This window comes from Methylobacterium sp. CM6241, assembly GCF_054817845.1.
This window is the reverse complement of record NZ_CM139246.1, coordinates 248,097-270,482: the sequence shown is the minus strand read 5'-3', so window position 1 is coordinate 270,482 and position 22,386 is coordinate 248,097. Positions and strand designations below refer to the sequence as shown.

Annotated in this window: 18 protein-coding genes; 10 read left to right on the top strand and 8 right to left on the bottom strand. The window is 67.7% G+C overall.

The genetic code is table 11. From position 1 onward, the window contains the following. The first annotated feature begins 2 nt into the window (after positions 1-2). On the top strand, positions 3-482 hold the full coding sequence (locus tag ACYQR9_RS01270; protein ID WP_461229701.1) for a CreA family protein: 480 nt from the start codon (positions 3-5) through the stop codon (positions 480-482). 82 nt (positions 483-564) lie between these two features. Here ACYQR9_RS01270 and ACYQR9_RS01265 read toward each other — a convergent pair whose 3' ends face one another. Then, a complete protein-coding gene (locus ACYQR9_RS01265) occupies positions 565-906 on the bottom strand; it encodes a hypothetical protein (RefSeq protein ID WP_056434739.1) in 342 nt (113 codons plus the stop codon). 368 nt (positions 907-1,274) lie between these two features. Here ACYQR9_RS01265 and cysS point away from each other — a divergent pair, with 368 nt between their 5' ends. From cysS to ACYQR9_RS01245, 4 genes are all read left to right on the top strand, one after another. Next, on the top strand, positions 1,275-2,657 hold the full coding sequence (gene cysS / locus ACYQR9_RS01260) for a cysteine--tRNA ligase (protein ID WP_461228423.1): 1,383 nt from the start codon (positions 1,275-1,277) through the stop codon (positions 2,655-2,657). Continuing rightward, complete coding sequence (locus ACYQR9_RS01255; protein WP_461228422.1) at positions 2,654-3,274, top strand: hypothetical protein; 621 nt, start codon at positions 2,654-2,656, stop codon at positions 3,272-3,274. The genes cysS and ACYQR9_RS01255 overlap by 4 nt, the downstream gene beginning before the upstream one ends. Before the next feature lie 152 nt (positions 3,275-3,426). Continuing rightward, positions 3,427-3,765 carry a helix-turn-helix domain-containing protein gene (locus ACYQR9_RS01250; protein WP_027170965.1) on the top strand — a complete coding sequence of 113 codons (339 nt, stop codon included), beginning with the start codon at positions 3,427-3,429 and terminating at the stop codon, positions 3,763-3,765. Beyond that, positions 3,755-4,969, top strand: coding sequence for a type II toxin-antitoxin system HipA family toxin (locus tag ACYQR9_RS01245; RefSeq protein WP_461228421.1), 1,215 nt, complete (start codon positions 3,755-3,757; stop codon positions 4,967-4,969). Before ACYQR9_RS01250 ends, ACYQR9_RS01245 begins: the two co-directional genes overlap by 11 nt. A 137-nt stretch (positions 4,970-5,106) precedes the next feature. On the opposite strand, the gene ACYQR9_RS01240 is transcribed toward ACYQR9_RS01245, so the two are convergent. Further along, entirely contained in the window at positions 5,107-7,533 is a 2,427-nt protein-coding gene (locus ACYQR9_RS01240; RefSeq protein WP_461228420.1) for a caspase family protein, read from the bottom strand. Positions 7,534-8,230: 697 nt separating this feature from the next. Between ACYQR9_RS01240 and ACYQR9_RS01235 the strand changes: the two genes are divergently transcribed. Beyond that, the gene (locus ACYQR9_RS01235) at positions 8,231-10,342 is read left to right on the top strand and encodes a TonB-dependent siderophore receptor (protein WP_461229700.1); all 2,112 of its coding nucleotides are present in this window, start codon (positions 8,231-8,233) and stop codon (positions 10,340-10,342) included. 180 nt (positions 10,343-10,522) lie between these two features. Here ACYQR9_RS01235 and ACYQR9_RS01230 read toward each other — a convergent pair whose 3' ends face one another. Next, the gene (locus ACYQR9_RS01230; protein WP_018041891.1) at positions 10,523-10,738 is read right to left on the bottom strand and encodes a hypothetical protein; all 216 of its coding nucleotides are present in this window, start codon (positions 10,736-10,738) and stop codon (positions 10,523-10,525) included. 268 nt (positions 10,739-11,006) lie between these two features. After that, a complete protein-coding gene (locus ACYQR9_RS01225; protein ID WP_056434609.1) occupies positions 11,007-11,618 on the bottom strand; it encodes a ComEA family DNA-binding protein in 612 nt (203 codons plus the stop codon). Positions 11,619-11,837: 219 nt separating this feature from the next. Between ACYQR9_RS01225 and ACYQR9_RS01220 the strand changes: the two genes are divergently transcribed. The 4 genes from ACYQR9_RS01220 to ACYQR9_RS01205 all read left to right on the top strand — a co-directional run bounded on the left by ACYQR9_RS01220 (position 11,838) and on the right by ACYQR9_RS01205 (position 18,685). Continuing rightward, a complete protein-coding gene (locus ACYQR9_RS01220) occupies positions 11,838-13,703 on the top strand; it encodes an ABC transporter ATP-binding protein (RefSeq protein WP_461222311.1) in 1,866 nt (621 codons plus the stop codon). A 203-nt stretch (positions 13,704-13,906) separates the two neighbouring features. After that, positions 13,907-15,043, top strand: a complete 1,137-nt coding sequence (locus ACYQR9_RS01215) for an S-(hydroxymethyl)glutathione dehydrogenase/class III alcohol dehydrogenase (protein ID WP_461228419.1) — start codon at positions 13,907-13,909, stop codon at positions 15,041-15,043. 193 nt (positions 15,044-15,236) lie between these two features. After that, a complete protein-coding gene (fghA, locus tag ACYQR9_RS01210) occupies positions 15,237-16,070 on the top strand; it encodes an S-formylglutathione hydrolase (RefSeq protein ID WP_461228418.1) in 834 nt (277 codons plus the stop codon). A gap of 425 nt (positions 16,071-16,495) precedes the next feature. Further along, on the top strand, positions 16,496-18,685 hold the full coding sequence (locus ACYQR9_RS01205; protein ID WP_461228417.1) for a TonB-dependent siderophore receptor: 2,190 nt from the start codon (positions 16,496-16,498) through the stop codon (positions 18,683-18,685). A gap of 72 nt (positions 18,686-18,757) precedes the next feature. Here ACYQR9_RS01205 and ACYQR9_RS01200 read toward each other — a convergent pair whose 3' ends face one another. Genes ACYQR9_RS01200 through ACYQR9_RS01185 form a run of 4 tightly spaced genes read right to left on the bottom strand, consistent with a single transcriptional unit; the run spans position 18,758 to position 22,360 of the window. Continuing rightward, on the bottom strand, positions 18,758-19,720 hold the full coding sequence (locus ACYQR9_RS01200) for an aliphatic sulfonate ABC transporter substrate-binding protein (RefSeq protein ID WP_056434594.1): 963 nt from the start codon (positions 19,718-19,720) through the stop codon (positions 18,758-18,760). Positions 19,721-19,749: 29 nt separating this feature from the next. Next, on the bottom strand, positions 19,750-20,289 hold the full coding sequence (locus ACYQR9_RS01195; protein ID WP_056434591.1) for a cupin domain-containing protein: 540 nt from the start codon (positions 20,287-20,289) through the stop codon (positions 19,750-19,752). Positions 20,290-20,315: 26 nt separating this feature from the next. Then, positions 20,316-21,257: an ABC transporter substrate-binding protein gene (locus ACYQR9_RS01190; RefSeq protein ID WP_461228416.1), complete on the bottom strand. Its 942-nt coding sequence runs from the start codon at positions 21,255-21,257 to the stop codon at positions 20,316-20,318. Next, a complete protein-coding gene (locus ACYQR9_RS01185; RefSeq protein ID WP_461228414.1) occupies positions 21,257-22,360 on the bottom strand; it encodes an LLM class flavin-dependent oxidoreductase in 1,104 nt (367 codons plus the stop codon). Before ACYQR9_RS01185 ends, ACYQR9_RS01190 begins: the two co-directional genes overlap by 1 nt. Between the last annotated feature and the right edge of the window lie 26 nt (positions 22,361-22,386).

The window sequence follows — 22,386 nt, the reverse complement described above, 5'->3', positions numbered from 1 at the left end:
CGATGGGCGGAGCGGTGGCCCGCGCCGACGATACGGACCGGATCTTCGACAAGTCCACGGTGTGGCGTCCGCTCACCCCCAACGACAAGTTGGTGGTCTACGGCATCGACGACCCGGAGGTCTCCGGCATCGCCTGCTGGTACACGCAACCCGAGAAGGGCGGCATCAAGGGCACGCTCGGCCTCGCGGAGGACGTCTCCGACATCTCCCTCGCCTGCCGGCAGGTCGGGCCGGTGGCGTTCAAGAACCCGAAGGACAAGCTGAAACAGGGCGAGGTGGTCTTCAGCGAGCGACGGTCGCTGATCTTCAAGTCGATGCAGATCGTCCGCGGCTGTGACACGAAGCGTAATACGCTGATCTACATGGTCTATTCCGACAAGGTGATCCAGGGTTCGCCCAAGAACTCCACCACGGCGGTGCCGCTGATGCCCTGGGGCACCACCGACGCGCCGCCCCGCTGCGGCGATTTCTTCAAGAGCTGATCCGGCTCCGGAGGCGGCGCCGGCATCGGGCCGGGCCGCCTCGAACGAGCGGGATCGATCCTTGCGGATCAGTCCTTGCCGATCAGTCCTTGCAGGTGATGCGGATCGGCGGCTCGACGGGCTTCGGCGCGGGCGGCTGATCGATGGTGCCGGTATAGTCCTCGGGAGCGGCCACGCCGAAGGAGCCGGCGACGGCGAAGCCTTGCGCCTCGCACCAGGCATCGGCCACGACCTGTCCGCAGGAGCCGCTGCCCGCCACCAGGCATTCACCGACGCCGTAACCCTCGCCGGCGGGAATCAGGAACGTCTTCTCCACCTGACCGGGCACGCGGGCCGGCTTCTCGCCGTCATCGACGGCCAGGGCAGCGGAGGAAATGAGCGCAAAGGCGCAGAGAGCGCCGAGACCGGCAGCCGAGCGTCGCATGGGCAAGACCTTGATGACGGGATCCGCGAAAGGCTGGATTCACCGAATGGGAGGATTCGCGTTTGGGAAAATCTCAGCCTCGTCGGTAAACAAATCCTTTCCGGATCGTCGCGACCTTGACCGAACCTCTCCCGGCGTCGTTCTCGAATTCATCACCGTTTTGGGGTAGCCCAGTTGCTCGGCAGGGTCCGTCGCCTCCGTGCAACACGCAGGGAGCTTGGCATCCGGCCCGTCCGATCACCTCGTTTCGGGGGCACGTGCCTCGCGAATCGTAAAAGTTGATCGGTTCTCGGGATTTAGGGCATGGGGACGGGCGGCCTCCACAGGTGGCGGCACGGTCGCGTTCCAGGGTTACGAAAGACGGTTTCATGGCGCCGATGTTGCGGCTCTACAACACCCTGACCCGCGAGAAGGCGCCGTTCGCGCCGATCGATCCGACGCATGTGCGGATGTATGCCTGCGGGCCGACGGTCTACGACGCGGCCCATATCGGCAATGCCCGGCCGATCATCGTCTTCGACCTGCTGTTCCGGCTGCTGCGCCATCTCTACGGCGAGGCGCATGTCACCTATGCCCGCAACGTCACGGACGTAGACGACAAGATCAACGCCCGCGCGGCCGAGCGCGGCATCACCATCCGCGAACTCACCGACGGGACCCTCGCCGCCTTTCACGGCGATATCCGCGACCTCGGCGTGCTGATGGCCGAGGATGTGAACGTTCCGGGCGAGCGCCCGCGCTTCATCGAGCCCCGCGCCACCGACCACATCACCGAGATGCACACGATCATCGAAGGGCTGGTGGCATCGGGTCATGCCTATGTGGCGGAAGGCCATGTGCTGTTCGACGTGCCTTCGATGCCCGATTACGGCGCGCTCTCGAAGCGGCCCCTCGACGAGATGGAATCCGGCGCGCGGGTCGAGGTCGCCCCCTACAAGCGCTCGCCCCTGGATTTCGTCCTGTGGAAGCCCTCGAAGCCCGGCGAGCCGTCATGGCCCTCGCCGGCCGGCATCGCCGAGCCGGGGCGGCCGGGCTGGCACATCGAGTGCTCGGCCATGTCGTGGAAGCATCTGGGCAAGACCTTCGACATCCATGCCGGCGGTCTCGACCTGATCTTCCCCCATCACGAGAACGAGGTGGCCCAGTCGCGCTGCTGCTTTTCGACGGACGTGATGGCCCATGTCTGGCTCCATAACGGCTTCCTCCAGGTGGAGGGGCAGAAGATGTCCAAATCGCTGGGCAACTTCGTCACCCTGCGCGAAGTGCTGAAGGATTGGCCCGGGGAGGTCGTGCGCCTCGCCATGCTGAAGACGCATTACCGCCAGCCCATCGACTGGACCGTGCGCGGGCTGGAGGAGGCGGCGAAGATGATCGACCGCTGGTACGGCATCGTCGGCGACGTGACCGCCGGACCCGAGGCGCCGGCCTCGGTGGTGGAGCCACTCCTCGACGACCTCAACACCGCCGCCGCCCTCGCCGAGCTGCACCGCCTCGACGACCCGGCGACGCTGAAGGCCGGTGCGGGCCTGCTCGGCCTGCTCGCAGGCACGAAATCCGCGCGGGAGGATAAAGCCATCGCCGCTGCCGGCGTCGACGTGGCGGCCGTTGAGGCCGCGATCGAGGCCCGCCGCGCCGCCCGCGCCGCCAAGGACTGGCCCGCCTCTGACCGCGCCCGCGACGCCCTCGCCGCCATGGGCGTCACCGTGAAGGACAACAAGGACGGCACCACCACTTGGACGGTGTCGCCATGATCGCCCCCTCGGACCGGAAGCTCATCGTCGTGGCCGATGCGGGGCCTCTGATCCGGCTCGCCGCAGCGGGCATCCTCGATACGCTGCGCGGTCTCAACCGGCGGATCGTACTGGTGGACCGGGTCGAGGAAGAGGTGGTCGGTGACCTCTCCAAGTCCTTTGCTGCCGAGATCGCCGCCTGGATCGATGGCCTCGGCGAAGCCGCGCTCCGGGTCGAGACCGTGGTCGGCATCGGTGTCGCGGCCCTGCGCGCCCGGCCGCGGACTCCAGCGGGGGATGCCTTGCGCAAGTCAGCCCTGCGCGATTCCGGCGAGCAGGCTCTGCGCGAGTTCGTGGCGCATTGGCAGCCGACCGAGGCGAGTTCGGCGGTCGTGCTCTACGAAGATCGGAAGGTCGCGACCCTCTTCCTCGACGTGGAGTTCCCCGTGACGCTGATGACGACACGCGCCCTCGTGGCGACAGTGACGCGCTGGGGCGTCAATCAGGACGCGATCGCCGCCCTTGAAGCCATTTCCGGTCTCTATGACATGAAGCCGGCCCTCGTCGGTGAGATCGACCCGAGCCAGCCCGGCGACCTGCGGACGTTGCCGCAGCCGATGCCACCGTTCCGAACTTGACCGGCCGTCTCCCCGCCCTTGTTTGACGGCATGAACCTATACCGGTTCGTTCCCCGTCGAGAGAGACCCCAGATCCCCCCTTCGGCAGGAAAACCGACCCAGAATAGAAAACATACTTTCATCTAAGCTGCCTGAGATGCAAGGATGGCGGCATGACGAACGAACGCTCGGCACATGCGCCCTTCGAGGTTTCGGAGGGTCTTCGCGAGATCGGGCAGGCCATCAGGGCCGCGCGGTTGCGCCGACGTCAGCCCGCATCCGACCTCGCGTCCCGCGTGGGGGTCTCCCTCCCGACCTTGCGCAAGCTCGAGAAAGGCGATCCTTCGGTTTCGCTCGGCGTCTTCGCCAGGGCCGTCTGGACTCTCGGCCTGTTCCCGGCCGTGCGGCGCGCGGTCAGCCCCGAGAACGACCACCTCGCCGCTTCCATCGAGACCAGCCGCCTTCCCAGCCGTGCGCGTCGCCCGCGCGACGTGAACCTCGATGACCTCTGACATCTATGTCCATGTCCGCCGCGAGGACGGGGCCACGGACCTCGTCGGCCGCTACCGGCTCGTCATGCCGGCGGCCGGTCGGTCCTATGGCGAATTCGCCTATGTCGGGTCCTGGCTGAAGAACAGTCATGGCCGGGCTTTCGCCCTGGACCCGGAACGCTTGCCGCTTCAGCCGGGGCCATTCAGGAGCACCATCCGTGGCCGACTTCCGGGCGTCCTGGCGGATGCCACTCCGGACCGTTGGGGGCGACGGCTCGTCGAACATCGTCGGCCTCACGATTCTCCCCCGATGATGCCGTCTGACTGGTTGCTCGCCCCCGGGGATGAGCGCGTCGGCTGCCTCGCCTTCTCCGAAACCCCGGCTCCCCCGTCACCGCGTCCGGGCTACGCGGCCACGGCCGATCTCGACGGCATCGCGGACGGGTTCGAGCGTCTCGAACGAGGCGAGGCGGTCGAAGGGCTGGCGGCCCACCTCTGGACGGCGGGCATGAGCATGGGGGGCGCCCGACCGAAAGCCGTCATCGAGTACGAGGGGACCTTATGGATCGCCAAGTTCCAAAGGCGGGACGACACCTACGACCAATGCAGCGCGGAGCACGCGACGATGCGTCTGGCATCCCGTTGCGGGATCGACGCCGCCGAAACTCGGGTTCTCGCCGTCGGGCCTCGCAAGGTCGTCCTGGTGAAGCGCTTTGACCGCGATGCGGCCCCCTACCACCCGACATGCCACTACATGAGCGGATTGACTGCGCTCGGATTGGAAGAAACCTCCGATTCCGGTTCCTACCCCGACCTCGCCATGTTTCTCCTCCGGCACGGGGTGCGTCACGTGTCCGACCGCCATGAACTGTTCCGCCGCATGGTGTTCAATGTCCTGTGCGGCAACCGGGACGATCACCTCAAGAACCACGCCTTCTTCCGATGCGGCGACGGGTGGCGGTTGTCCCGGGCCTTCGACGTGGTCCCCCAACCGGATATGGATCCCCAGCAGGCCATCGGCGTCGGTCGATCCGGGAGCTACCCGACCACCGGCAACTGCCTGACGCGGGTCGAGGATTTCGACCTCTCGCGGGACGAGGCCCGAGACATCGTCGCCACCCTCGCCATCCGCATGCGCTCCTGGCGTGCCGACTTCGTCGCCGACGGAGTCGACGATGCCACGGTCGAGCGGCTCGCACGCGCATTCTCGAAAGACCTCGACTGACCTCAGGCGCGGCGGGATTCCGCCGAACGCGCTGAGGACGACCATCGGTCGGGATCAGCGCCGATGGATGCAAGTCGATCTCAGCGAGGACCGACACGAGGTCCGGGCTTATCTTCCCGTTCCCGGGATAACCCGCCTCAGCGACAGGGCCGGCCCGGATGACAGTTCGGGTTCCCGCCCGATGGCGGAGCCTGCCTCTGCTGGCGCTGGGCCGCCTGCTGTTGCTGTTGCTGCTGCATCATCTGTTGCCGCTGGGCGGCTTGTTGCTGTTGTTGCTGGGCCTGCATCTGCTGACGCTGCATCATCTGTTGTTGCTGGTGCATCTGCTGGCGCTGGGCCTGTTGCTGCTGCTCCATCTGCATGCGCTGTTGCTGGCGGGCCTCCTGGATCTGAAGCCTCTGCTGCTGGCGTTGCAGGGCATCGGAATCCGGGCCGCGTCGCGGCGGCTGGCCGGGCACTTCGCGATTGGGGTTGGCCGGCTCCCGTCTGACGCGCTCTGGGCCGTTCGGCTCGAAACCCGACCGGGCCACTCTATCGTGCCCCGGACGCCCCTCGCGGGCGCGGTCGACGAGCGGCTGGTCGAGGGCGGGACGCAGCTGCGGTCGTTCGGCATTGGCGGCGGCGCGGGCCGCCTCCCGGCGCTCGATCCGTTCCCGGCGCAAGGCGGCGCGGTCGGCGGGATCGGCGTTGCCGCGCCCGGCTCCGGGGCCGGCGGGGTTCACCGCATCGGGCGGGGCACGACGGTCGATGGCGGCCTTCCGGTCCGGCCCGGTCTTGCCGTCCCCCGGGCGCACGCGGTCGGGCGGTCCGCCGACGTCGCCGGACGGGCGCGTGTTCGCGACCGGCCTCGGCTCGGGCAAAGCCTTCGGGGCCGGCCGTGCGGCGCGCGGATCTGGGGTGCTCAATGCGGGGAGCGGGCGGCCGATGCGGGGATCGTTCGGTCTTTCGTCGCGGGCGCCCGGCTGCAGGCCGGGGCGGTCGCGGCGAGGGCCGTCGGCGTTGTCACCGGCGTCGTGACGGCCGGTGCGGTGCAACAGGGAGGGCGGCAGCGCCACTCGGGCGGCGAGTGCCGCCGCTCCGAGACCGGCGGCACCGCCGATGAGGGCCGCCGCCGAAGGTCCGCGCGGCCGCTCGATGACGCGCCGGTTGATCTCGTTGATCACCACCGTGTTGTGGATGTTCCGGTAGATGACGTTGTCCGGCGGCGCGACGATGTAGGCGGGCGCGCTGACATGGGCCGGGACCGGCTCGAAGAGGGGGACGGGGAGCGCGAACAGCTCGTCCTCGGGCGGCGGGGGCGCGATGTCGACGATATAGGCCGGACGGGGTGCCAGCACGCCGGGGGGCGGCGGGGGCAGGGCATAGGCCGGGTCGTCGAAGGCGACGACCTGCCGGTCGAAATAGCTCTCTTCCTCCGGCGGCGGCGGGGGCAGGTCGAAGGCGAGTGCGGTGAAGGCTTCGGACGGACGCGGCGGGGCGGAGAGACGGGCGAGGCGGCGGCGCGCATCCGCCGCGTGCGGTCCGCGCGGGTAGCGCGAGAGGTAGGACCAGTAGGCGTCCTGCGTGCCGGACGACAGGGCGCGACGCCAGGTCGTCGCCTCGCGCCGGGCGGCCAGGATGGCGCGCACGCGCTTGGCCATCGGGTCGTCGGGATAGGCCCCGAGAAAATCCTGGTACCCCTGCAGCGTGTCGCGCTCGACCGCCACCGAATAGGCGTCCCGCGCGCCGATGTCGCCTAATGGGCGGTCGCGGAGGGACGCGATCGGCTCGGGCTGCGCCTGGGCGGGCGCGTCGACATTGCGCTCGAAGAACACGAACGGTGCCTCGATCCGGGCGTCGTCCCAGGGCATGGCCGCGCCCTTGGTGGTCTCGTTCACCCGCAGGCGCACCCGGTCGAAGAGCACCGCCGGCTGGAGGCCGCCCTCGCGGATCATCTCCACCAGGGCCTGCGCATAGGCGCCATAGGCCCCCGTCTCGCCCGGCGCCACGGTGCCGGGCGCCGCGTTGTAGGCGATGAGGCTACCGGGTTCGGCCTCTACCAGGGCGAGACCGCCGGCGAGCGGTTCGCCCGTCTTCACGAACGGGTTGGCGCGGGCCGCGTCGAGCACCACGAACCGGGCCTTCAACGGCACGGTGGAGAGGCGCTTGATGTAGTCCGACATGCGCAGGGCCGCGACGGGGACGTCGACGGCGGTGGCAATGCGGGCATCCACCGGGGCGAAGAAGGTCTCGCCCTCGAGCTGTAGGCCGTATCCGGCGAGATAGACGAAGGCCACCGTGTCCGGCCCCGTCGCCGCCGCCTTGTCGAGGAAGTCGCGCAGGGCTTTGCGCAGGGCATCCTCGTCGAGGTCGCGCGCCCCCACCACGTCGAACCCCGCCGCCTGCAGCGTCTGCGCGATGAGGCCGGCATCGTTGGCGGCGGTGGCGATGGGCGCCCCCTCATAGGCGCCGTTGCCGACCACGAGGGCGATGCGCGTCTCGGCCTGCTGCGCGGTCGCCGGAACGGAGATCAGCAGGGCGGCGAACAGCGCCGCGAAGACGGCGACGCATCGAGACAGGACCATCGCCGGGAACCTCCGCTGCATCACGCTGCGAGCGACATCATACGGAGCATCGCGGACGACCAGAACGCGAGCCATCCCACAATCGTGCAGAAGGGGACCCTCGTCCAGGGATGACCGGAATCGGCCTTACCAAATCCTCGCTGCGAGCGGCCACGATCGCGACGCAGGGATGCGCCTGTCCGCCGGGCCGGTGATCGAAGGTCTGCGTTCGATGTCCGCTCTTACTCGGCACGATCGATCGGTGCCCGGAGTGCTTTCGCCACCCTCGGTGACGTTCCGGCGGCACTTTCCATCACCGAGCCGACCGTTGTGCCGAATGTCGTGTTCCTTATCGGCCCACGCGTCCTTTCAACGTACGACATTGTCGGTCATGGAAGTCTTCGCTAGGCAGAGGGCGTCGCGCTTGGTACCGTTTTTCAGAAAAATATTTACTTATATACTACAATTAACGTCTTTAATTTGTCGATAAGAAATAGTTTGGAGCTTTTCCAGATAGTAGTGGAATTACAACAGGTGTTTAAGAACTTGATTACGCCAACTCATGATGGATGAGGCGTGCTTGTAGCGAACAGCTTTGTCCTTCTACAGATCTCGATGCCGGCCAAGACATGCCGAGACTTGAGACGACGACATCATGAATAAGCTAAAAGAAGAATTATATTGCAGCACAGTGCTGCGCCCGCTCGTCGTCTTGAAGATGACGACCATCCTGGCGATCGGTGTCGTGCCGTTCTCCGGTGCGCGAGCCCAGGTGCTCCCGGCCGAGCAGGCGGTGGTGTTGTCGGAATTGTCGGTGATCGGCAGTGGCGAACGGGCGAACGGCCCCGTCACCGGCTACCGGGCGAGCCGTTCCGCGACCTCGACCCGGACGGACACCGCCCTGCGCGACTCTCCGCAATCGGTCCAGGTCGTGCCCCGTGACGTGCTCATCGACCAGCAGGACGTCCGCCTGACCGATGCGCTCACCAATGTGAGCAATGTCCAGCCCGCCGGCACCATCCAGGGCCGGTCCGACACCTATGTGCTGCGCGGCTTCAACACGCAGACCTACGCGATCGACGGCGTGCTGCTGAACCCGGCTAACACCTTCCAACCGACACAGCGCGACCTCGCCAATGTCGAGCGCGTGGAAGTGCTCAAGGGCCCCACCTCCGTTCTCTATGGCAGGGGCGATCCCGGTGGCCTGATCAACATCGTGACGCGCCAGCCCATGCTCACGCCCTCCGCAGACCTCACCCTGCAGGGCGGGTCTTACGCATTCCGGCGGCTTCAAGGCTCGGTGACGGGGGCCGTTCCCGGGACGGAAGGGCTCGCCGCCCGCTTCAGCTTCGCCACGCAGGACGACCCCACCTTCCGGGATTTCGGTGGCCCTTCCAATTCGCGCCATTTCTTCGCGCCGTCCCTGCTGTGGACGCCCGATGCATCGACGCGAATCTCTCTGAATGCCGAGTTCTCGCGCCAGCACAGCCAGTATGACGAAGGTCTCACGGCTTTCCAGGGCCGGGTGCCGCTGGACAATATCCGCCGTTACTACGGCGAGTCATGGTCCCGGTATTACGGAGAATCGAACTCCATCACCCTGCGGGCCGAGCATGACGTCAACGAAAGCCTGACCCTGCGGCAGGTGATCAACGGTCAATGGGGCCAGTTCGATGTGTTGGCCACCCGCGCCACCGGGGTGAGCGCGAACGGGGCGTCGCTGACGCGGCGTCTCTCCGAGGTCGAGTCCATCTACAACTCGATCGACAGCCAGACGGAGGCCGTCGCCCGTTTCGACCTGTTCGGCTTCCGCCACACGGCCCTGTTCGGCGTCGAAATCGTCGACGGCTACCGTCATCCCTATACGCAGCAGGGGACAGCAAGCGCGGTTTCCTTCCTCAACCCGATCCGGGGTTCGATCCCGCAGATCGGAACGCTCGCCCTCCAGAGCGACCTGCGGCAGAACCTGTTCATGGTCGGCACCTACATGCAGGACCAGATCGAGCTGGCCCAGGGGCTGCAACTCGTCCTCGGCGTCCGTGTGGATACGGCCAACCAGCTGTATTTCCAGCGCACCCTGACCAACAACACCGTGCCTCCGACTCAGGACGTCACCGGAACCTCGCCGCGCGTCGGCCTGGTCTGGCGGCCGATCGAGCCGCTCACCGTCTATGGAAGCTACACGACCTCTTTCACCCCACAGACCGCCAACGTCATCGGTGGCCTGACGCCGGCGCCGGAGACCGGCGAGCAGGTCGAAATCGGCACGCGTGTCGATCTTATCCCTGATCGCCTCACCCTGAGCGCCGCCGCCTTCCGGATCGTTCGGGCGAACGTCGCCGCGGCCGACCCAATCAATACCGGCTTCTCCATCATCACCGGCGAGCAGCGTTCGCAGGGCGTCGAGGCCGACATTGCGGGCGAGATCCTGCCCGGATGGAGGATCATCGGCGGTATCGGCTATCTCGATGCGAAGGTGACGCAGGATACGACGATCGCCATCGGCAACCGGCTCCCGGCTGCCCCAACCTTCAGCACCAGCCTGTGGTCGACCTACCAGTTCCAGAGCGGCCCGATGCGGGGCTGGGGCTTCGGCGGCGGCGTCACCTATGTGGGCGAGCGCTTCGGCGACATCACCAACAGTTACAAGGTCGGCGCCTATGCACGCCTCGACGCGACATTGTTCTACGAGATCGACCCGACATGGCGTTTCGCCGTGAACGGCCGCAACCTCACGGATCGCCGCTACATCGAGCAGCCCTTCAATCAGTTCAACAATCTCCCCGGCGCACCGCTCACCGTCCTCGCCAGCGTGACGGCCCGCTACTGAGGTAAGGCTCGCTGTCTGCCGCAAGTCACACCTCGCGCCCGGCCGGTCGCGGGATGTGACGCGGTGCGGCGACCGAGATCGGTGGCCCCATCACCGGCCCCGGCAGGGCCGATCCCGCCCGTGGCGCGGCGGTCTCCTGCGACGGGGGGCCTGATGCCGTCGCGCCTATTGCTTGCTCGCCTATTGCTTGGCGCGATTGATCAGCGCCTGGAGCGCTCTCGCCACGGGCTCGGTGACGTTCTTGCGGTACTTCTTATGAACGAGCTGGCCGTTGTGATAAATGTCGTGCTCGACATAGAGCCGCTCGCCATCCCACCGCACCACATTGTCGGTCTCGGAGGTCTCCGTCACCCCGAGATCGTCGCGCAGGGTGATGTTGCTGGGCTGTGTCAACATATCGGGTCCTTTCAAGCGTTTCCGGTGCATCGGGCGCGTGGGATGCGGCTTTGTCCCGTGGATGGCGGAGCGGGCTTTGCGAAAACGGTCCGCGCAATGCCGGTGAACCGGGCTGTCCCTCGCCGAGCCGCCATGGCACGCACCTCACCCATCCGGCCCCGACACCTTGTTGTCCCTCCGGCGGGTCGCACGGCTGCAACCCACCGTCGTTTCGCCGATCTTACGGAGCGGCGGCGTTCGATGCCAGCACGAAGCCGGCCTCCATCGCTCAACGCACGGTCACCTGGTTCTTGATCCGCTCATAGGTCGACCGGCTGAGGACGCGTTTCGAGAGAAGCTGATCCACCGAGGCGTAGGGCCTGCGCTGGGTGATGGCGCGGCCGATCATGCCGCCACCCTTGAGGCCGTTGAGTTCCGCCACCGAGGCGGTGTTGAGATCCACCACGGAGACCGCCGCCGGCCCCGCATTGTCGATGGCCTGCTGCGTTTCCGACGGGGTCGCGTTCAGCGGAGGGCTCTCGGCCAGGGGCGCCACGGGGCCGCCATAGGGGAGGGGGGGCGGGTTCAGTGTGGAATTCCCCGTTCCTTCCGGCGAGCCGGCCGGTGCGGACTGCCGGGGCAGCGGCCGGATCGGCGAGGGTGGCAGGACGGAGGCTGGTGGGGCTTCCTGCGGGGCGGCGGGTGCCGGTTCCGCGCGAGGTTGCGGCGCAGTCGCTACGGTTCTCGGTGGGCTGGCCTTGGTCGGCTCGGTGCGCTGCACCGTCGGCGCGGGGGGCGGAGCGTCGGCACCCTGCGGCCAGAAGGCCTGGACCAGACCCGCCAGCGCCGCCGCCGCGACGAAGAGCACCACCACCCGTAGAAGAGTCGAACCGCTGAGCATCCAACCCGCCTCACGCGCACAATGCAGGCGAGATTCTAACATGGGACACAAAGCAAAGTCTTGCCGTCATGCCCGATGTCCTCAGGCGTGTGCACAATGAAGCGGATCGACTGAGCCCGCCGGTCGCCTCAGGCCGTCGCGCCGACACCGCGTGGGAAGCTTATCGTGCACCCTACGACGCATCGACGGGCGCGGTCGCTCCCGTCATGGTCCGCCGCGATGTCCACCGCCTCCCTCGCCCCCTTGCTGAACCGGTTCGTCGTCGAGCGCGTGGGCGCCCTGCGCTACCTGCCGGCGCTGTTTCGCCTCGTCTATGCCGCGAGCCCGCGCCTGCTGATGGCGAGCATCGCTCTGCGTCTCGCGCGGGCGAGCCTGCCGGTGCTGATGCTCTATCTCGGCAAGCTCATCCTCGACGCCATCGTCGCCGAACATGCCCGTCCCCATCCCGCCGGAACTGGCATCGCCGGCTGGATGGCGGACCCGGCCCTCGCCCGATTGGCCGGTCTCGTGGCGGTGGAGCTCGGCCTCGCCATCCTGTCCGATCTGCTCGGGCGGCTGAGCACCCTCACCGATGGGCTGGTCGCGGACCGCTACGCCAATGCCGCCACCCTGCGGCTGATGCGCCACGCCGCCGCCCTCGACCTCGAGCAATTCGAGGACAGCGCCCAGCAGGATCGGCTCGAACGCGCCCGCCGGCAGGTGACCGGGCGCTCCAACCTGCTGTTCCAGCTCTTCGGGCAGGGGCAGGACCTCATCACGCTCGTCGCCTTCGGGATCGGTCTGGCTGCCTACGCTCCCTGGCTGATCCTGCTGCTCGCCGGCTCGCTCGTCCCGGCCTTCCTGAACGAGCTCTACTTCAACCGGCAGGGCTATCGCCTCGCCTGGACCCGCACCCCCGAGCGGCGGCAGATCGACTATCTGCGCTATCTCGGGGCCAGCGTGGAATCGGCCAAGGAGGTCAAGCTCTTCGGCCTCAACGCCTATATCGCCGAACGCTACCGGATCGTGGCCGCCAAGCTCCTGGACGACAACCGCTCCCTCGCCATCCGGCGGGCCGGCTGGGGCGGACTCTTCGCAGCCTTGGGCACGCTCGCCTATTACGCGGCCTATGCCACCATCGTCTGGCGCACGGTGGCGGGCGCCTTCTCCATCGGCGACCTCGCCTTCCTCGCCGGTTCGTTCCAGCGCCTGCGCAGCCTGATCGAGGGCCTGCTGCTCGGCTTCTCGCAGATCTCCTCGCAGGCGCAGTATCTCGAAGACCTGTTCTCGTTCTTCGAGGTGGTGCCGCTGATCCGCTCGCCGGAGCGGCCCGTGCCGTTCCCGCAGCCGATCACCGAGGGCATCGTCTTCGAGGAGGTCGGGTTCCGCTATCCCGGCACCGAAACCTGGGCGGTCCGGTCCTTGAGCTTCCGCCTCGCCGCCGGGGAAGTGCTGGCCCTGGTGGGCGAGAACGGGGCCGGCAAGACCACGATCGTCAAGCTCCTGACCCGGCTCTACGACCCCACCGAGGGCCGCGTGCTGCTCGATGGCCGGCCGCTCTCCGATTACGACCTCGACGACCTGCGCGCCCGAATCGGCGTGATCTTCCAGGATTTCGTGCGCTTCGATTTCACCGCCGCGGAGAACGTCGCCGTCGGGCGCATCGAGGAGCGTGAGGACGCCGCCCGCATCGCCCGCGCCGCCGGGCGCAGCCTCGCCGACGGCGTGATCGAACGCCTGCCGCTGGGCTACGACCAGCCGCTCGGCAAGCGCTTCGCCGACGGTGTCGACCTCTCGGGCGGCCAATGGCAGAAGATCGCGCTCAGCCGGGCCTATATGCGCGAGGCCGAGATCCTGATCCTCGACGAGCCCACCGCCGCCCTCGACGCCCGCGCCGAGTTCGAGGTGTTCCAGCGCTTTCGCGATCTCAGCCGTGGCCGCAGCTGCGTGCTGATCTCGCACCGCTTTTCCACCGTGCGCATGGCCGACCGCATCCTCGTCCTCGACGGGGGCAAGGTCATCGAGGCGGGAACGCACGAGGAACTCCAGGCGAGAGGCGGGCGCTACGCCGAATTGTTCGAACTGCAGGCCGCCGGCTATCGCTGAGGCGCCGGCGGGTATGCTTCCGCGACAACACAGGGGCGACGCGACCTCCCGCGCGGCCCGAGGGCGTTGCATCTCGTCTCCAGAACCATCATTGCACGAAACAGATTTTCGGGCCGTTCGGCTTGCCCTCCCCTGGATGAGGCGAAGTCGAAGAGTCGGCAGTTCGACACCGTCCGTGATCGTCCAGACATGAGAATAGAGATATGAAGACGCGCGCTGCGGTCGCGTGGGAGGCCAAGAAGCCCCTCACCATCGAGACCATCGACATCGAAGGCCCCAAGGCCGGCGAAGTCCTCATCGAGTTGATGGCCACCGGCATCTGCCACACCGATGCCTATACCCTGTCGGGCCTCGATTCCGAGGGCAAGTTCCCGGCGATCCTCGGCCACGAGGGCGCGGGCATCGTCCGCGAGCTCGGCGCCGGGGTCACGGACCTGAAGGTCGGCGACCACGTCATCCCACTCTACACCCCGGAATGCCGCAGCTGTAAGTCCTGTCTGTCGCAGCGCACCAACCTCTGCACCGCGATCCGCTCCACGCAGGGCCAGGGCGTGATGCCGGACGGCACCTCGCGCTTCTCCTGCGTTTCCACCGGCGGCAGCCCGGGCGGCTCGAACAGCCTGTTCCACTACATGGGCTGCTCGACCTTCTCGAACTTCACGGTCCTGCCGGCCATCGCGCTCGCCAAGATCCGCGAAGACGCTCCCTTCGACAAGATCTGCTACATCGGCTGCGGCGTCACCACCGGCATCGGTGCGGTGATCTACACCGCCAAGGTCTGGCCCGGCGCGAACGTCGTGGTGTTCGGCCTCGGCGGCATCGGCCTCAACGTTCTCCAGGCCGCCCGGATGGTCGGTGCCGACAAGATCATCGGCGTCGACATCAACCCGGACAAGCAGGAGATGGCCCGCAAGTTCGGCATGACCCACTTCATCAACCCGAAGGAGGTCGGCAACGATCACGTCGTCGCGGCGATCCTCGACGCGACGAATGGCGGCGCGGACTTCTCGTTCGACTGCACCGGCAACGTCCACGTCATGCGCCAGGCGCTGGAATGCTGCCATCGCGGCTGGGGCGAATCGATCGTCATCGGCGTGGCCGAGGCCGGCAAGGAGATCTCCACCCGTCCGTTCCAGCTCGTCACCGGCCGCGTCTGGAAGGGCTCGGCCTTCGGCGGCGCCCGCGGCCGCACCGACGTGCCGAAGATCGTCGACTGGTACATGGAGGGCAAGATCAACATCGACGACCTGATCACCCACACCATGCCGCTCGAAGACATCAACCACGGTTTCGACCTGATGCACGAGGGCAAGTCGATCCGCTCGGTGGTGGTTTACTGATCCCATCGAGACGAAACGCCTGGACCCTCCCCCCTCCGCGGGGGAGGGTGCCTGCGGAGCAGGCGGGAGAGGGGCCCCCTCTCCGGATACGGCGCTCCCCTCTCCCGACCCTCGCTGACGCGAGGCCCACCCTCCCCCGCAGAGGGGGGAGGGAAGAGCCCGCACCGACCATCGCCCATCAGGAGATCACCGCATGGAAACCATCTCGAAGGCCCGCGCCCATGGCGGCATGCAGGGCGTCTACAAGCACGATGCCAAGACCACCGGCTGCCCCATGACCTTCGCGGTGTTCGTGCCGCCGCAGGCCGAGAACGGCCCGGTGCCGGTGCTCTGGTACCTGTCCGGCCTCACCTGCACCCATGCCAACGTCATGGACAAGGGCGAGTACCGCCGCGCCGCCGCCGAGCATGGCGTGATCATCGTGGCGCCGGATACCAGCCCGCGCGGCGCGGATATTCCCGACGAGGCCGGCAACTGGCAGTTCGGCTCGGGCGCCGGCTTCTATGTCGACGCGACCGAGGCGCCCTACGCCACCAATTACCGGATGTGGAGCTACGTCACCGAGGAGCTCCCCGCCCTCATCGCCGAGAACTTCCCGGCGGACATGTCCCGCCAGGGCATCTTCGGCCACTCCATGGGCGGCCACGGCGCGCTGACCATCGCGCTCACCTATCCCGACCGTTTCAGGTCCTGCTCGGCCTTCGCGCCCATCGCCCAGCCCTCCACGGCCGGATGGTCGAAGCCCGCCTTCGAGAAGTATCTCGGGACCAACGAGGCGGCCTGGCGCGCGCATGACGCCACCGCGCTGATCGAGGACGGCAAGCGCTTTTCGGAGTTCCTCGTGGATCAGGGCACGGCCGACAGCTTCCTCGATGACGGCCTGCGGCCCTGGCTGCTCGAAGAGGCTTGCAAGACAGCCGGCATCCCGCTGACCCTCAACATGCGTGAGGGCTACGACCACTCGTACTACTTCATCTCGACCTTCATGGCCGACCACATCGCCTGGGCCGCCGCGCGTCTGAAGTAAGGCATCCACCACGCACTCCATCCCCGGCCAACCGCGCCCGGGGATGGGTCCATCGGCCGTCGTCCGAGACGGGCCGCACTCCGCCACGCAAAGCGTCGCGTCGAGAACGGGCCCCGGCCCTCATCCGGTTCCACCGCTTCGATCCGCTGGCTCACGCCCCGATCCCGTAGCGTTCCTGCCTGTGACATCTCCGGCAGGCTGAGTGCGCACAAGCATTACAACCTGCGCGGCCTGTGTCGAAGCAGCAACGGCGAACGACGAAGAGTGTTCGGTATCTTGCCACCGACCGAGCCGAAAGCTACGGCGGAAGGGCGAATACATGTTGTATTACAGTAGTTTATCATAATTCTAAAGAACACTGCAGGCCACGTCTCGCCACTTGCGCGAGCCCGTTCTGCTGCCCGTCATCCGGAGCCAGGCCGTCCATGCCGTCGTCCCCATTCGCCCGTTCCGCCGTCCTCGCGGCCGGGGTGTCGATCACGGTGCTCGCCCTGACGGGAGCCGGTTCGGCACAGGAACGGGCCGTGACCCTCGACACGTTGAGCGTCGAAGGGTCGGGCGCGGGGAACGGCACGGGAGGGGGGAATGGCCGCGGCGCGCCAGAGACCGCCCGTGGCCCGGTGGACGGCTACGTCGCCACTCGCAGCGCCACTGCCACCAAGACCGACACGCCGATCATCCGCACGCCGCAATCGATCAGCGTCGTCAGCGCCGATCAGATCAAGGCACAGGGCTCCCAGACCCTGTCCGAGGCCGTGCGCTACACGCCGGGCATCTACGCCAACCAGTTCGGCCCGGACACGCGCCTCGACTGGTTCCTGATCCGCGGCTTCTCGGCCACGGAATCCGGCCTGTTCCGGGATGGGCTCCAGCTGTTCCAGACCGGCTTCGCCAATTTCCGCATCGACCCGTTCGGCGCCGAACGCATCGAGCTGCTGCGCGGCCCCGCCGCCACCCTTTTCGGCGGCAGCCCCGTGGGCGGTCTCATCAACATCGTCTCGAAGCGGCCGACCTTCACGCCCCTGCGCTACCTCGAACTCGGCGGCGGCTCGTTCAGCCAGCGCTACGCCGCCTTCGATCTCGGCGGCCCGGTGGATGAGTCCGGCCACTGGTTCTACCGCCTGACCGGCCGTTTCCAGAACGGCGACGCCCAGGTGAATTTCGCGCCGGAGGACCGCTACTACATCGCCCCGAGCTTCACCTATAAACCCGACGGCGCCACCACCTTCACGGTGCTGACGAGCTTCCAGCGCGACGAGACCGGCGGGGCCGGCCAGTTCCTTCCGTATTTCGGGACCGTGCGCACCAACGCTTCCGGTCTCAGGATCGACCGCAAGCTCAACGCCAGCGATCCGCTGGTGGACCGCTACACCCGTAACCAGGCCAATCTCGGCTACGAGTTCGAGCACCATGTCGACGACGTCTGGACCGTGCGCCAGAACTTCCGGTTCTCGTTCACGGAAGTCTCGGATTCCCGCTACGTCGCCAACGGCTACAACAATGCCGCCCAGACGGAGTTGGCCCGCTACGGCTTCCTGACGACGCCCCGCGCCGGCATCTTTACCGTCGACAATCAGGCCGAGGCCCGGTTCAACGATGGAACGTTCGGGCATACCGTGCTGATGGGCCTCGACTACAAGCGCTACAGCTTCTCGGACAACCAGGCTTCGACCTTCCCGGCCCCGTCCCTGAACATCCTCGCTCCGCGATACTTCCAGGCCGCCGCGGCGCCCGCCCCCTATCGCGTGCTGAACCAGCAGCTCCAGCAGGTCGGCCTCTATGCGCAGGACCAAGTCGCGCTCACCGAACGCCTGACCTTCCTCATCGGCGGTCGCCAGGACTTCGTCGACAACAACATCGACAGCAAGATCCCGGCCGGGACATCGACCCAGATCAGCGAAAGTGCCTTCACCGGCCGGCTCGGCCTCATCTACAATCTCGATAACGGGCTGGCGCCCTACGTGACCTATGGGACATCCTTCAATCCGACGCCGGGCGCCGACGCGCAAAACCGGCCGTTCAAGTCGGAGACGGGCGAACAGGTCGAGATCGGCGCCAAGTTCCAGCCCGTCGGCTGGAACACGCTCTTCACCTTCGCGGCCTTCGATCTCGTCCGCAACAACACGCTGACGCCGAACCCGGTCAGCCTCTTCACCAATCTTCAGATCGGTTCGGTGCGCTCACGCGGCTTCGAACTCTCGGCCACGGCGACCCTCGCCGAAGGCCTGAACCTCACGGCCGCCTATACGCTCTACGGTCTGCGCACCATCGAGGGGACGGACCTCGATCTCGGCAAGGTCCCGGTGGGCATCCCGCAGACCCTCGCCTCGCTCTGGGCCGATTACACCATCCCGGTCGGCACCTTCAAAGGCTTCGGCTTCGGTGGCGGCGTGAACTATGTCGGCCAGTCCTACGCGGACGTCGCCAACACCCTCGTCGTGCCCGAATACGTGACCTTCGACGCGGCGGTGCATTACGATTACGCCGGATGGCGCGCCGCCGTGAACATGATCAATGTCGGCGACAAGCGCTTCGTCTCGTCCTGCTCGTCCGCGACAGCCTGTTTCTACGGCACGCAGCGCAAGATCGTCGCGAGCGTCTCGTACAAGTGGTGAGCCCGCCCCTCCTGCGATGAGGGACGTTTCGATCCCGATGAGCCAGGCTCATCGGGATTTTTCATTCGCCGGTCAGGACTTGGTCGGCGCCCAGATGCCGAGCGCCGAGGCATCGACGGCGCGCGGCAGCAGGCCCTCGGCACGGAACGCATCCGCGATGGTCTGTTGCTCGGCCAGACCGTCCCGGGTCACCGGCTCCACCGCGTAGGTGCGGCGGGCATTGGCCTTCGCGACGATGGCGGGATCGAGCTTCCACAGCGCGCCGAGGCGGTTCGCGGATTCGTCCGGGTTGGCCTTCACCCAGGTTCCGGTGTCGCGCAGCTTGGCGAAGACGATGTCGAGGATGTCGCCGTGCTTGGCCGCGTACTCGTCCGAGGCGAGGTAGTAGCGCTTGTAGAGCGATAGGCCGGTTCCGTCCTTCAGGACGCGGGCGCCCGTCTGCAGTTCGGCCGCCGAGAGGAACGGGTCCCAGGCGACCCAGGCCTCGACCCCGCCGCTGGCCAGCGCCGTGCGCCCGTCGGCCGGGGTGAGGTAGGCGGGCGTGATCGCCTTGAACGGAAGGCCTTCGGCCTTCAGGGCGGCGAGCAAGAGGTAATGCGCGCCGGCGCCCTTCGTCACCGCGACCTTGCGGCCCTTCAGGTCCGCCACCGTCTTGATGGGTGAATCGGCCCCCACCAGGATGGCCTGCGCGGCGGGGGAGGCGGCCTCCTGCGCCACATAGGTGATCCGCGCATTGGCGGCCTGGGCGAAGATCGGCACCGTGTCGGCCACATCGGCCGACAGGTCGATCTGGCCTGCGTTGAGCGCTTCCATCACCGGCAGGCCGCTGGTGAATTCGTGCCAGGTGAGCCCGACCTTGAGGGGCTCCAGCGCCTTCTCGAGGCTGCCATCCTGCTTCAGCAGGGCGATCAGGGTCGAGGATTTCTGGTAGCCGATGCGCAGCGTCCTCGGCTCGGCGGCGAGCACGCGTCCTGGAGCGAGGGCGAGAAGACTCAGCGCGGCGGCGGCCCGCAGTGCGTGGCGACGATGGATCATGGGACGGCGTCTCTCGGTATGGCGCGAAATCAGGGATGCTTGTGGATCGGGTCGACCCAGTGGACCGTCTCGGGGCGTTCCACGGGTTCCACATCGGTGATGTTGACCACCACCGCCTCGTTGTCGGAGCGCACCAGGACGCAGTTCAGGGGCTGGTCCGGATCGGCGTTGATCTCCTGGTGCGGCACGTAGGGCGGCACGAAGATGAAGTCGCCGGGTCCGGCCTCGGCCACGAATTCCAGCTTGTCGCCCCAGCGCATGCGGGCGCGGCCGGAGACCACGTAGATCACGCTCTCCAGCGCCCCGTGATGGTGCACGCCGGTCTTGGCGTCGGGGGCGATCGCCACCGTGCCGGCCCAGATCTTCTGCGCGCCGACGCGGGCATGGTTGATCGCCGCCTGCCGGAACATGCCCGGCGTCTGGGCGGTGTTGGAATCGAGCTTGTCGCCGGGGATCACCCGCACGCCGTCATGCTTCCAGCGTTCGGCGGCGGGCGCCGCCTCGTGGTCATGCGCGTGGTCGTGGTCGGAATGGGCATGATCGTGGCTGTGGTCGGAAGGGTCGTGCATGGGTCCGGTCCTCGGCGGCGGTCTGTTCAACGTACCGCGATCGCGGCCGGTTCGAAGCTCCGATCGAGGATGATGTCGGCGCGCGGTGCCCGCGCGGCGGGGATCAGCCCGGAACGGACATAGAGGTCGATGTTGCGCTGCTCGTCGGCGATCACCGCGTCGTCGATGGGCACCGCCCGATATTCCGCCCGCGAGAACCAGCGCAGGGGTACGGCCTCCGGCAGGCCGATGAGCTTCGACCAGACCGCCGCGTAGGGCGCGGGATCCTTGAGCGCCCATTCGCGCGCGCTCACGAGGCGCCGGCCGAAATCGGCGAGCTGCGCGCGCTTGGTCTTCAGGGCGGCGTCGCTCGCCACCGCGAAGCTCAGGCCCGGCGTGATGCCGTTGCCGTCGCGCACGACACGGGCGAGGTTGGCGAGTTCGGCCGTGGAGGTGTAGGGCTCCCAGGTCGCCCAGGCATCGACGCTGCCGCCCGCGAGCGCGATCTTGGCATCCGCCGGGGGCAGGAAGCGCAGGGTCACGGCATTGGCCGGCAGGCCCGCCTCTTCCAGCGCGGCCAGCACCACCTGATGGCCGATGGAGCCGCGATTGGTGGCGATGCTCTTGCCCTTCAGGTCGGCCACCGTCTTGAACGGTGAATCCTTGGCGACGAGGATCGCCAGGCCGTCCTGCTTGTTGCGGAAGGCGACGAAGGCCTTCACCGGAACCCCGGCGGCGGCCGCGAAGGTGAAGGGCGCGTCGCCGACGCCGCCGGCATCGATCGCCCCGGCATTGAGGGCTTCGAGAAGAGGGGCTGCGGCGGGAAACTCGCTCCATTCGAGCCGGTAGGGCAGGTCGGCGAGGACGCCGGCCGCCTCCATCAGGGCGCGGGCATTGCCGCGCTGGTCGCCGACGCGAAGCACCGTCTCGTCGGCGCGGGCGATGCCGGCGAACGCCAGCACGGCGAGGAGAGTGATAAGAGCGCGCATCAGGCTGCCTCCGCCCGCTCGCCACGCCGGGCGAGGAGCCGCTTGAAGGTGGGGATCAGGTCACGGCCATACGCGATGGCGTCTTCCAGCGGGTCGAACCCGCGGATCAGGAAGGTCCGCACCCCGAGGTCGTGGTAATCGAGAAGGGCGTCGGCCACCTGCTCCGGCGTGCCGACGAGGGCGGTGGAATTGCCCGAGGCGCCCGTCTCTCGGGCAATGGCGGTGTAGAGGCGCTTGTCGAGGCGCGAGCCCTGGGACGCCGCCGCGAGCAGGCGGCGCGAGCCCTCGTTCTCCGGCACCGGCGCCGGCCCGAGACCCCTGGCGGCGCGGGTGGCGCGGGTGCGGGCCAGGATGTCCTCGGCCCTGGCCCAGGCTTCCTCCTCCGTCGCAGCCAGGATCGGCCGGAACGACAGGCTGAACCGGGGATCGCGGCCATGGGGGGAAGCCGCCGCTCGCACGCGGGCGATCGCCTCCCGGACCTGATCGAGGCTCTCGCCCCACAGGGCGTAGGTGTCGGCGTGACGCCCGGCGACAGTGATGGCGGCCGGGGAGGCCCCGCCGAAGAAGACCGGGATGCCGCGCGGGTCCACCGGCTTCACCTCGGAGAAGCCCCGCTCGATCCGGTAATGCGCGCCGGCGAAATCGAACGGCGCTTCGGCGGTCCAGACCTGCCGGGCGATGGTGAGGAATTCGTCGGTGCGGGCGTAGCGCTCGTCCTTGGTGAGGTGGTCGCCGTCCTGTGCCAGCTCCCTGTCGTCGCCGCCGCTGATGGCGTGGATGGCGACGCGCCCGCCGGTCAGCTGGTCGAGGGTCGCGAATTGGCGCGCGGCCACTGTCGGCGCGGTGAATCCGGTGCGATGGGCGATCATCAGGCCGATCCGGTCGGTCACCGCCGCGATCTGGGCGGAGAGCAGCAGCGCGTCGGGCTGGGTCGCGTAGAAGGCCACCAGGATACGGTCGAACCCGCCCCATTCATGGGCCTGGGCGAGCAGCCGGAGATAGTCCCGGTCGATGGCGGGGCCCGAGGCCGCATGGGTCTCGGAGGTGTAGCGCGGGGCGGCGAAGCCGATGAATTCGACGGCGTCCGGCGACGGAAAGCTCATCGCGATCTCCTTGGGTCCGTAACGGG

What these genes read in the sequence shown, in the direction of transcription:
- ACYQR9_RS01205 (WP_461228417.1), top strand. Translation starts at nt 16,496, where the DNA reads ATGCCGTCGTCCCCATTCGCCCGTTCCGCCGTCCTCGCGGCCGGGGTG.
- ACYQR9_RS01250 (WP_027170965.1), top strand. Translation starts at nt 3,427, where the DNA reads ATGACGAACGAACGCTCGGCACATGCGCCCTTCGAGGTTTCGGAGGGT.
- ACYQR9_RS01255 (WP_461228422.1), top strand. Translation starts at nt 2,654, where the DNA reads ATGATCGCCCCCTCGGACCGGAAGCTCATCGTCGTGGCCGATGCGGGG.
- ACYQR9_RS01225 (WP_056434609.1), bottom strand. Translation starts at nt 11,618, where the DNA reads ATGCTCAGCGGTTCGACTCTTCTACGGGTGGTGGTGCTCTTCGTCGCG.
- cysS (WP_461228423.1), top strand. Translation starts at nt 1,275, where the DNA reads ATGGCGCCGATGTTGCGGCTCTACAACACCCTGACCCGCGAGAAGGCG.
- ACYQR9_RS01245 (WP_461228421.1), top strand. Translation starts at nt 3,755, where the DNA reads ATGACCTCTGACATCTATGTCCATGTCCGCCGCGAGGACGGGGCCACG.
- ACYQR9_RS01215 (WP_461228419.1), top strand. Translation starts at nt 13,907, where the DNA reads ATGAAGACGCGCGCTGCGGTCGCGTGGGAGGCCAAGAAGCCCCTCACC.
- fghA (WP_461228418.1), top strand. Translation starts at nt 15,237, where the DNA reads ATGGAAACCATCTCGAAGGCCCGCGCCCATGGCGGCATGCAGGGCGTC.
- ACYQR9_RS01265 (WP_056434739.1), bottom strand. Translation starts at nt 906, where the DNA reads ATGCGACGCTCGGCTGCCGGTCTCGGCGCTCTCTGCGCCTTTGCGCTC.
- ACYQR9_RS01195 (WP_056434591.1), bottom strand. Translation starts at nt 20,289, where the DNA reads ATGCACGACCCTTCCGACCACAGCCACGATCATGCCCATTCCGACCAC.
- ACYQR9_RS01270 (WP_461229701.1), top strand. Translation starts at nt 3, where the DNA reads ATGGGCGGAGCGGTGGCCCGCGCCGACGATACGGACCGGATCTTCGAC.
- ACYQR9_RS01190 (WP_461228416.1), bottom strand. Translation starts at nt 21,257, where the DNA reads ATGCGCGCTCTTATCACTCTCCTCGCCGTGCTGGCGTTCGCCGGCATC.
- ACYQR9_RS01235 (WP_461229700.1), top strand. Translation starts at nt 8,231, where the DNA reads ATGACGACCATCCTGGCGATCGGTGTCGTGCCGTTCTCCGGTGCGCGA.
- ACYQR9_RS01200 (WP_056434594.1), bottom strand. Translation starts at nt 19,720, where the DNA reads ATGATCCATCGTCGCCACGCACTGCGGGCCGCCGCCGCGCTGAGTCTT.
- ACYQR9_RS01240 (WP_461228420.1), bottom strand. Translation starts at nt 7,533, where the DNA reads ATGGTCCTGTCTCGATGCGTCGCCGTCTTCGCGGCGCTGTTCGCCGCC.
- ACYQR9_RS01220 (WP_461222311.1), top strand. Translation starts at nt 11,838, where the DNA reads ATGTCCACCGCCTCCCTCGCCCCCTTGCTGAACCGGTTCGTCGTCGAG.
- ACYQR9_RS01230 (WP_018041891.1), bottom strand. Translation starts at nt 10,738, where the DNA reads ATGTTGACACAGCCCAGCAACATCACCCTGCGCGACGATCTCGGGGTG.
- ACYQR9_RS01185 (WP_461228414.1), bottom strand. Translation starts at nt 22,360, where the DNA reads ATGAGCTTTCCGTCGCCGGACGCCGTCGAATTCATCGGCTTCGCCGCC.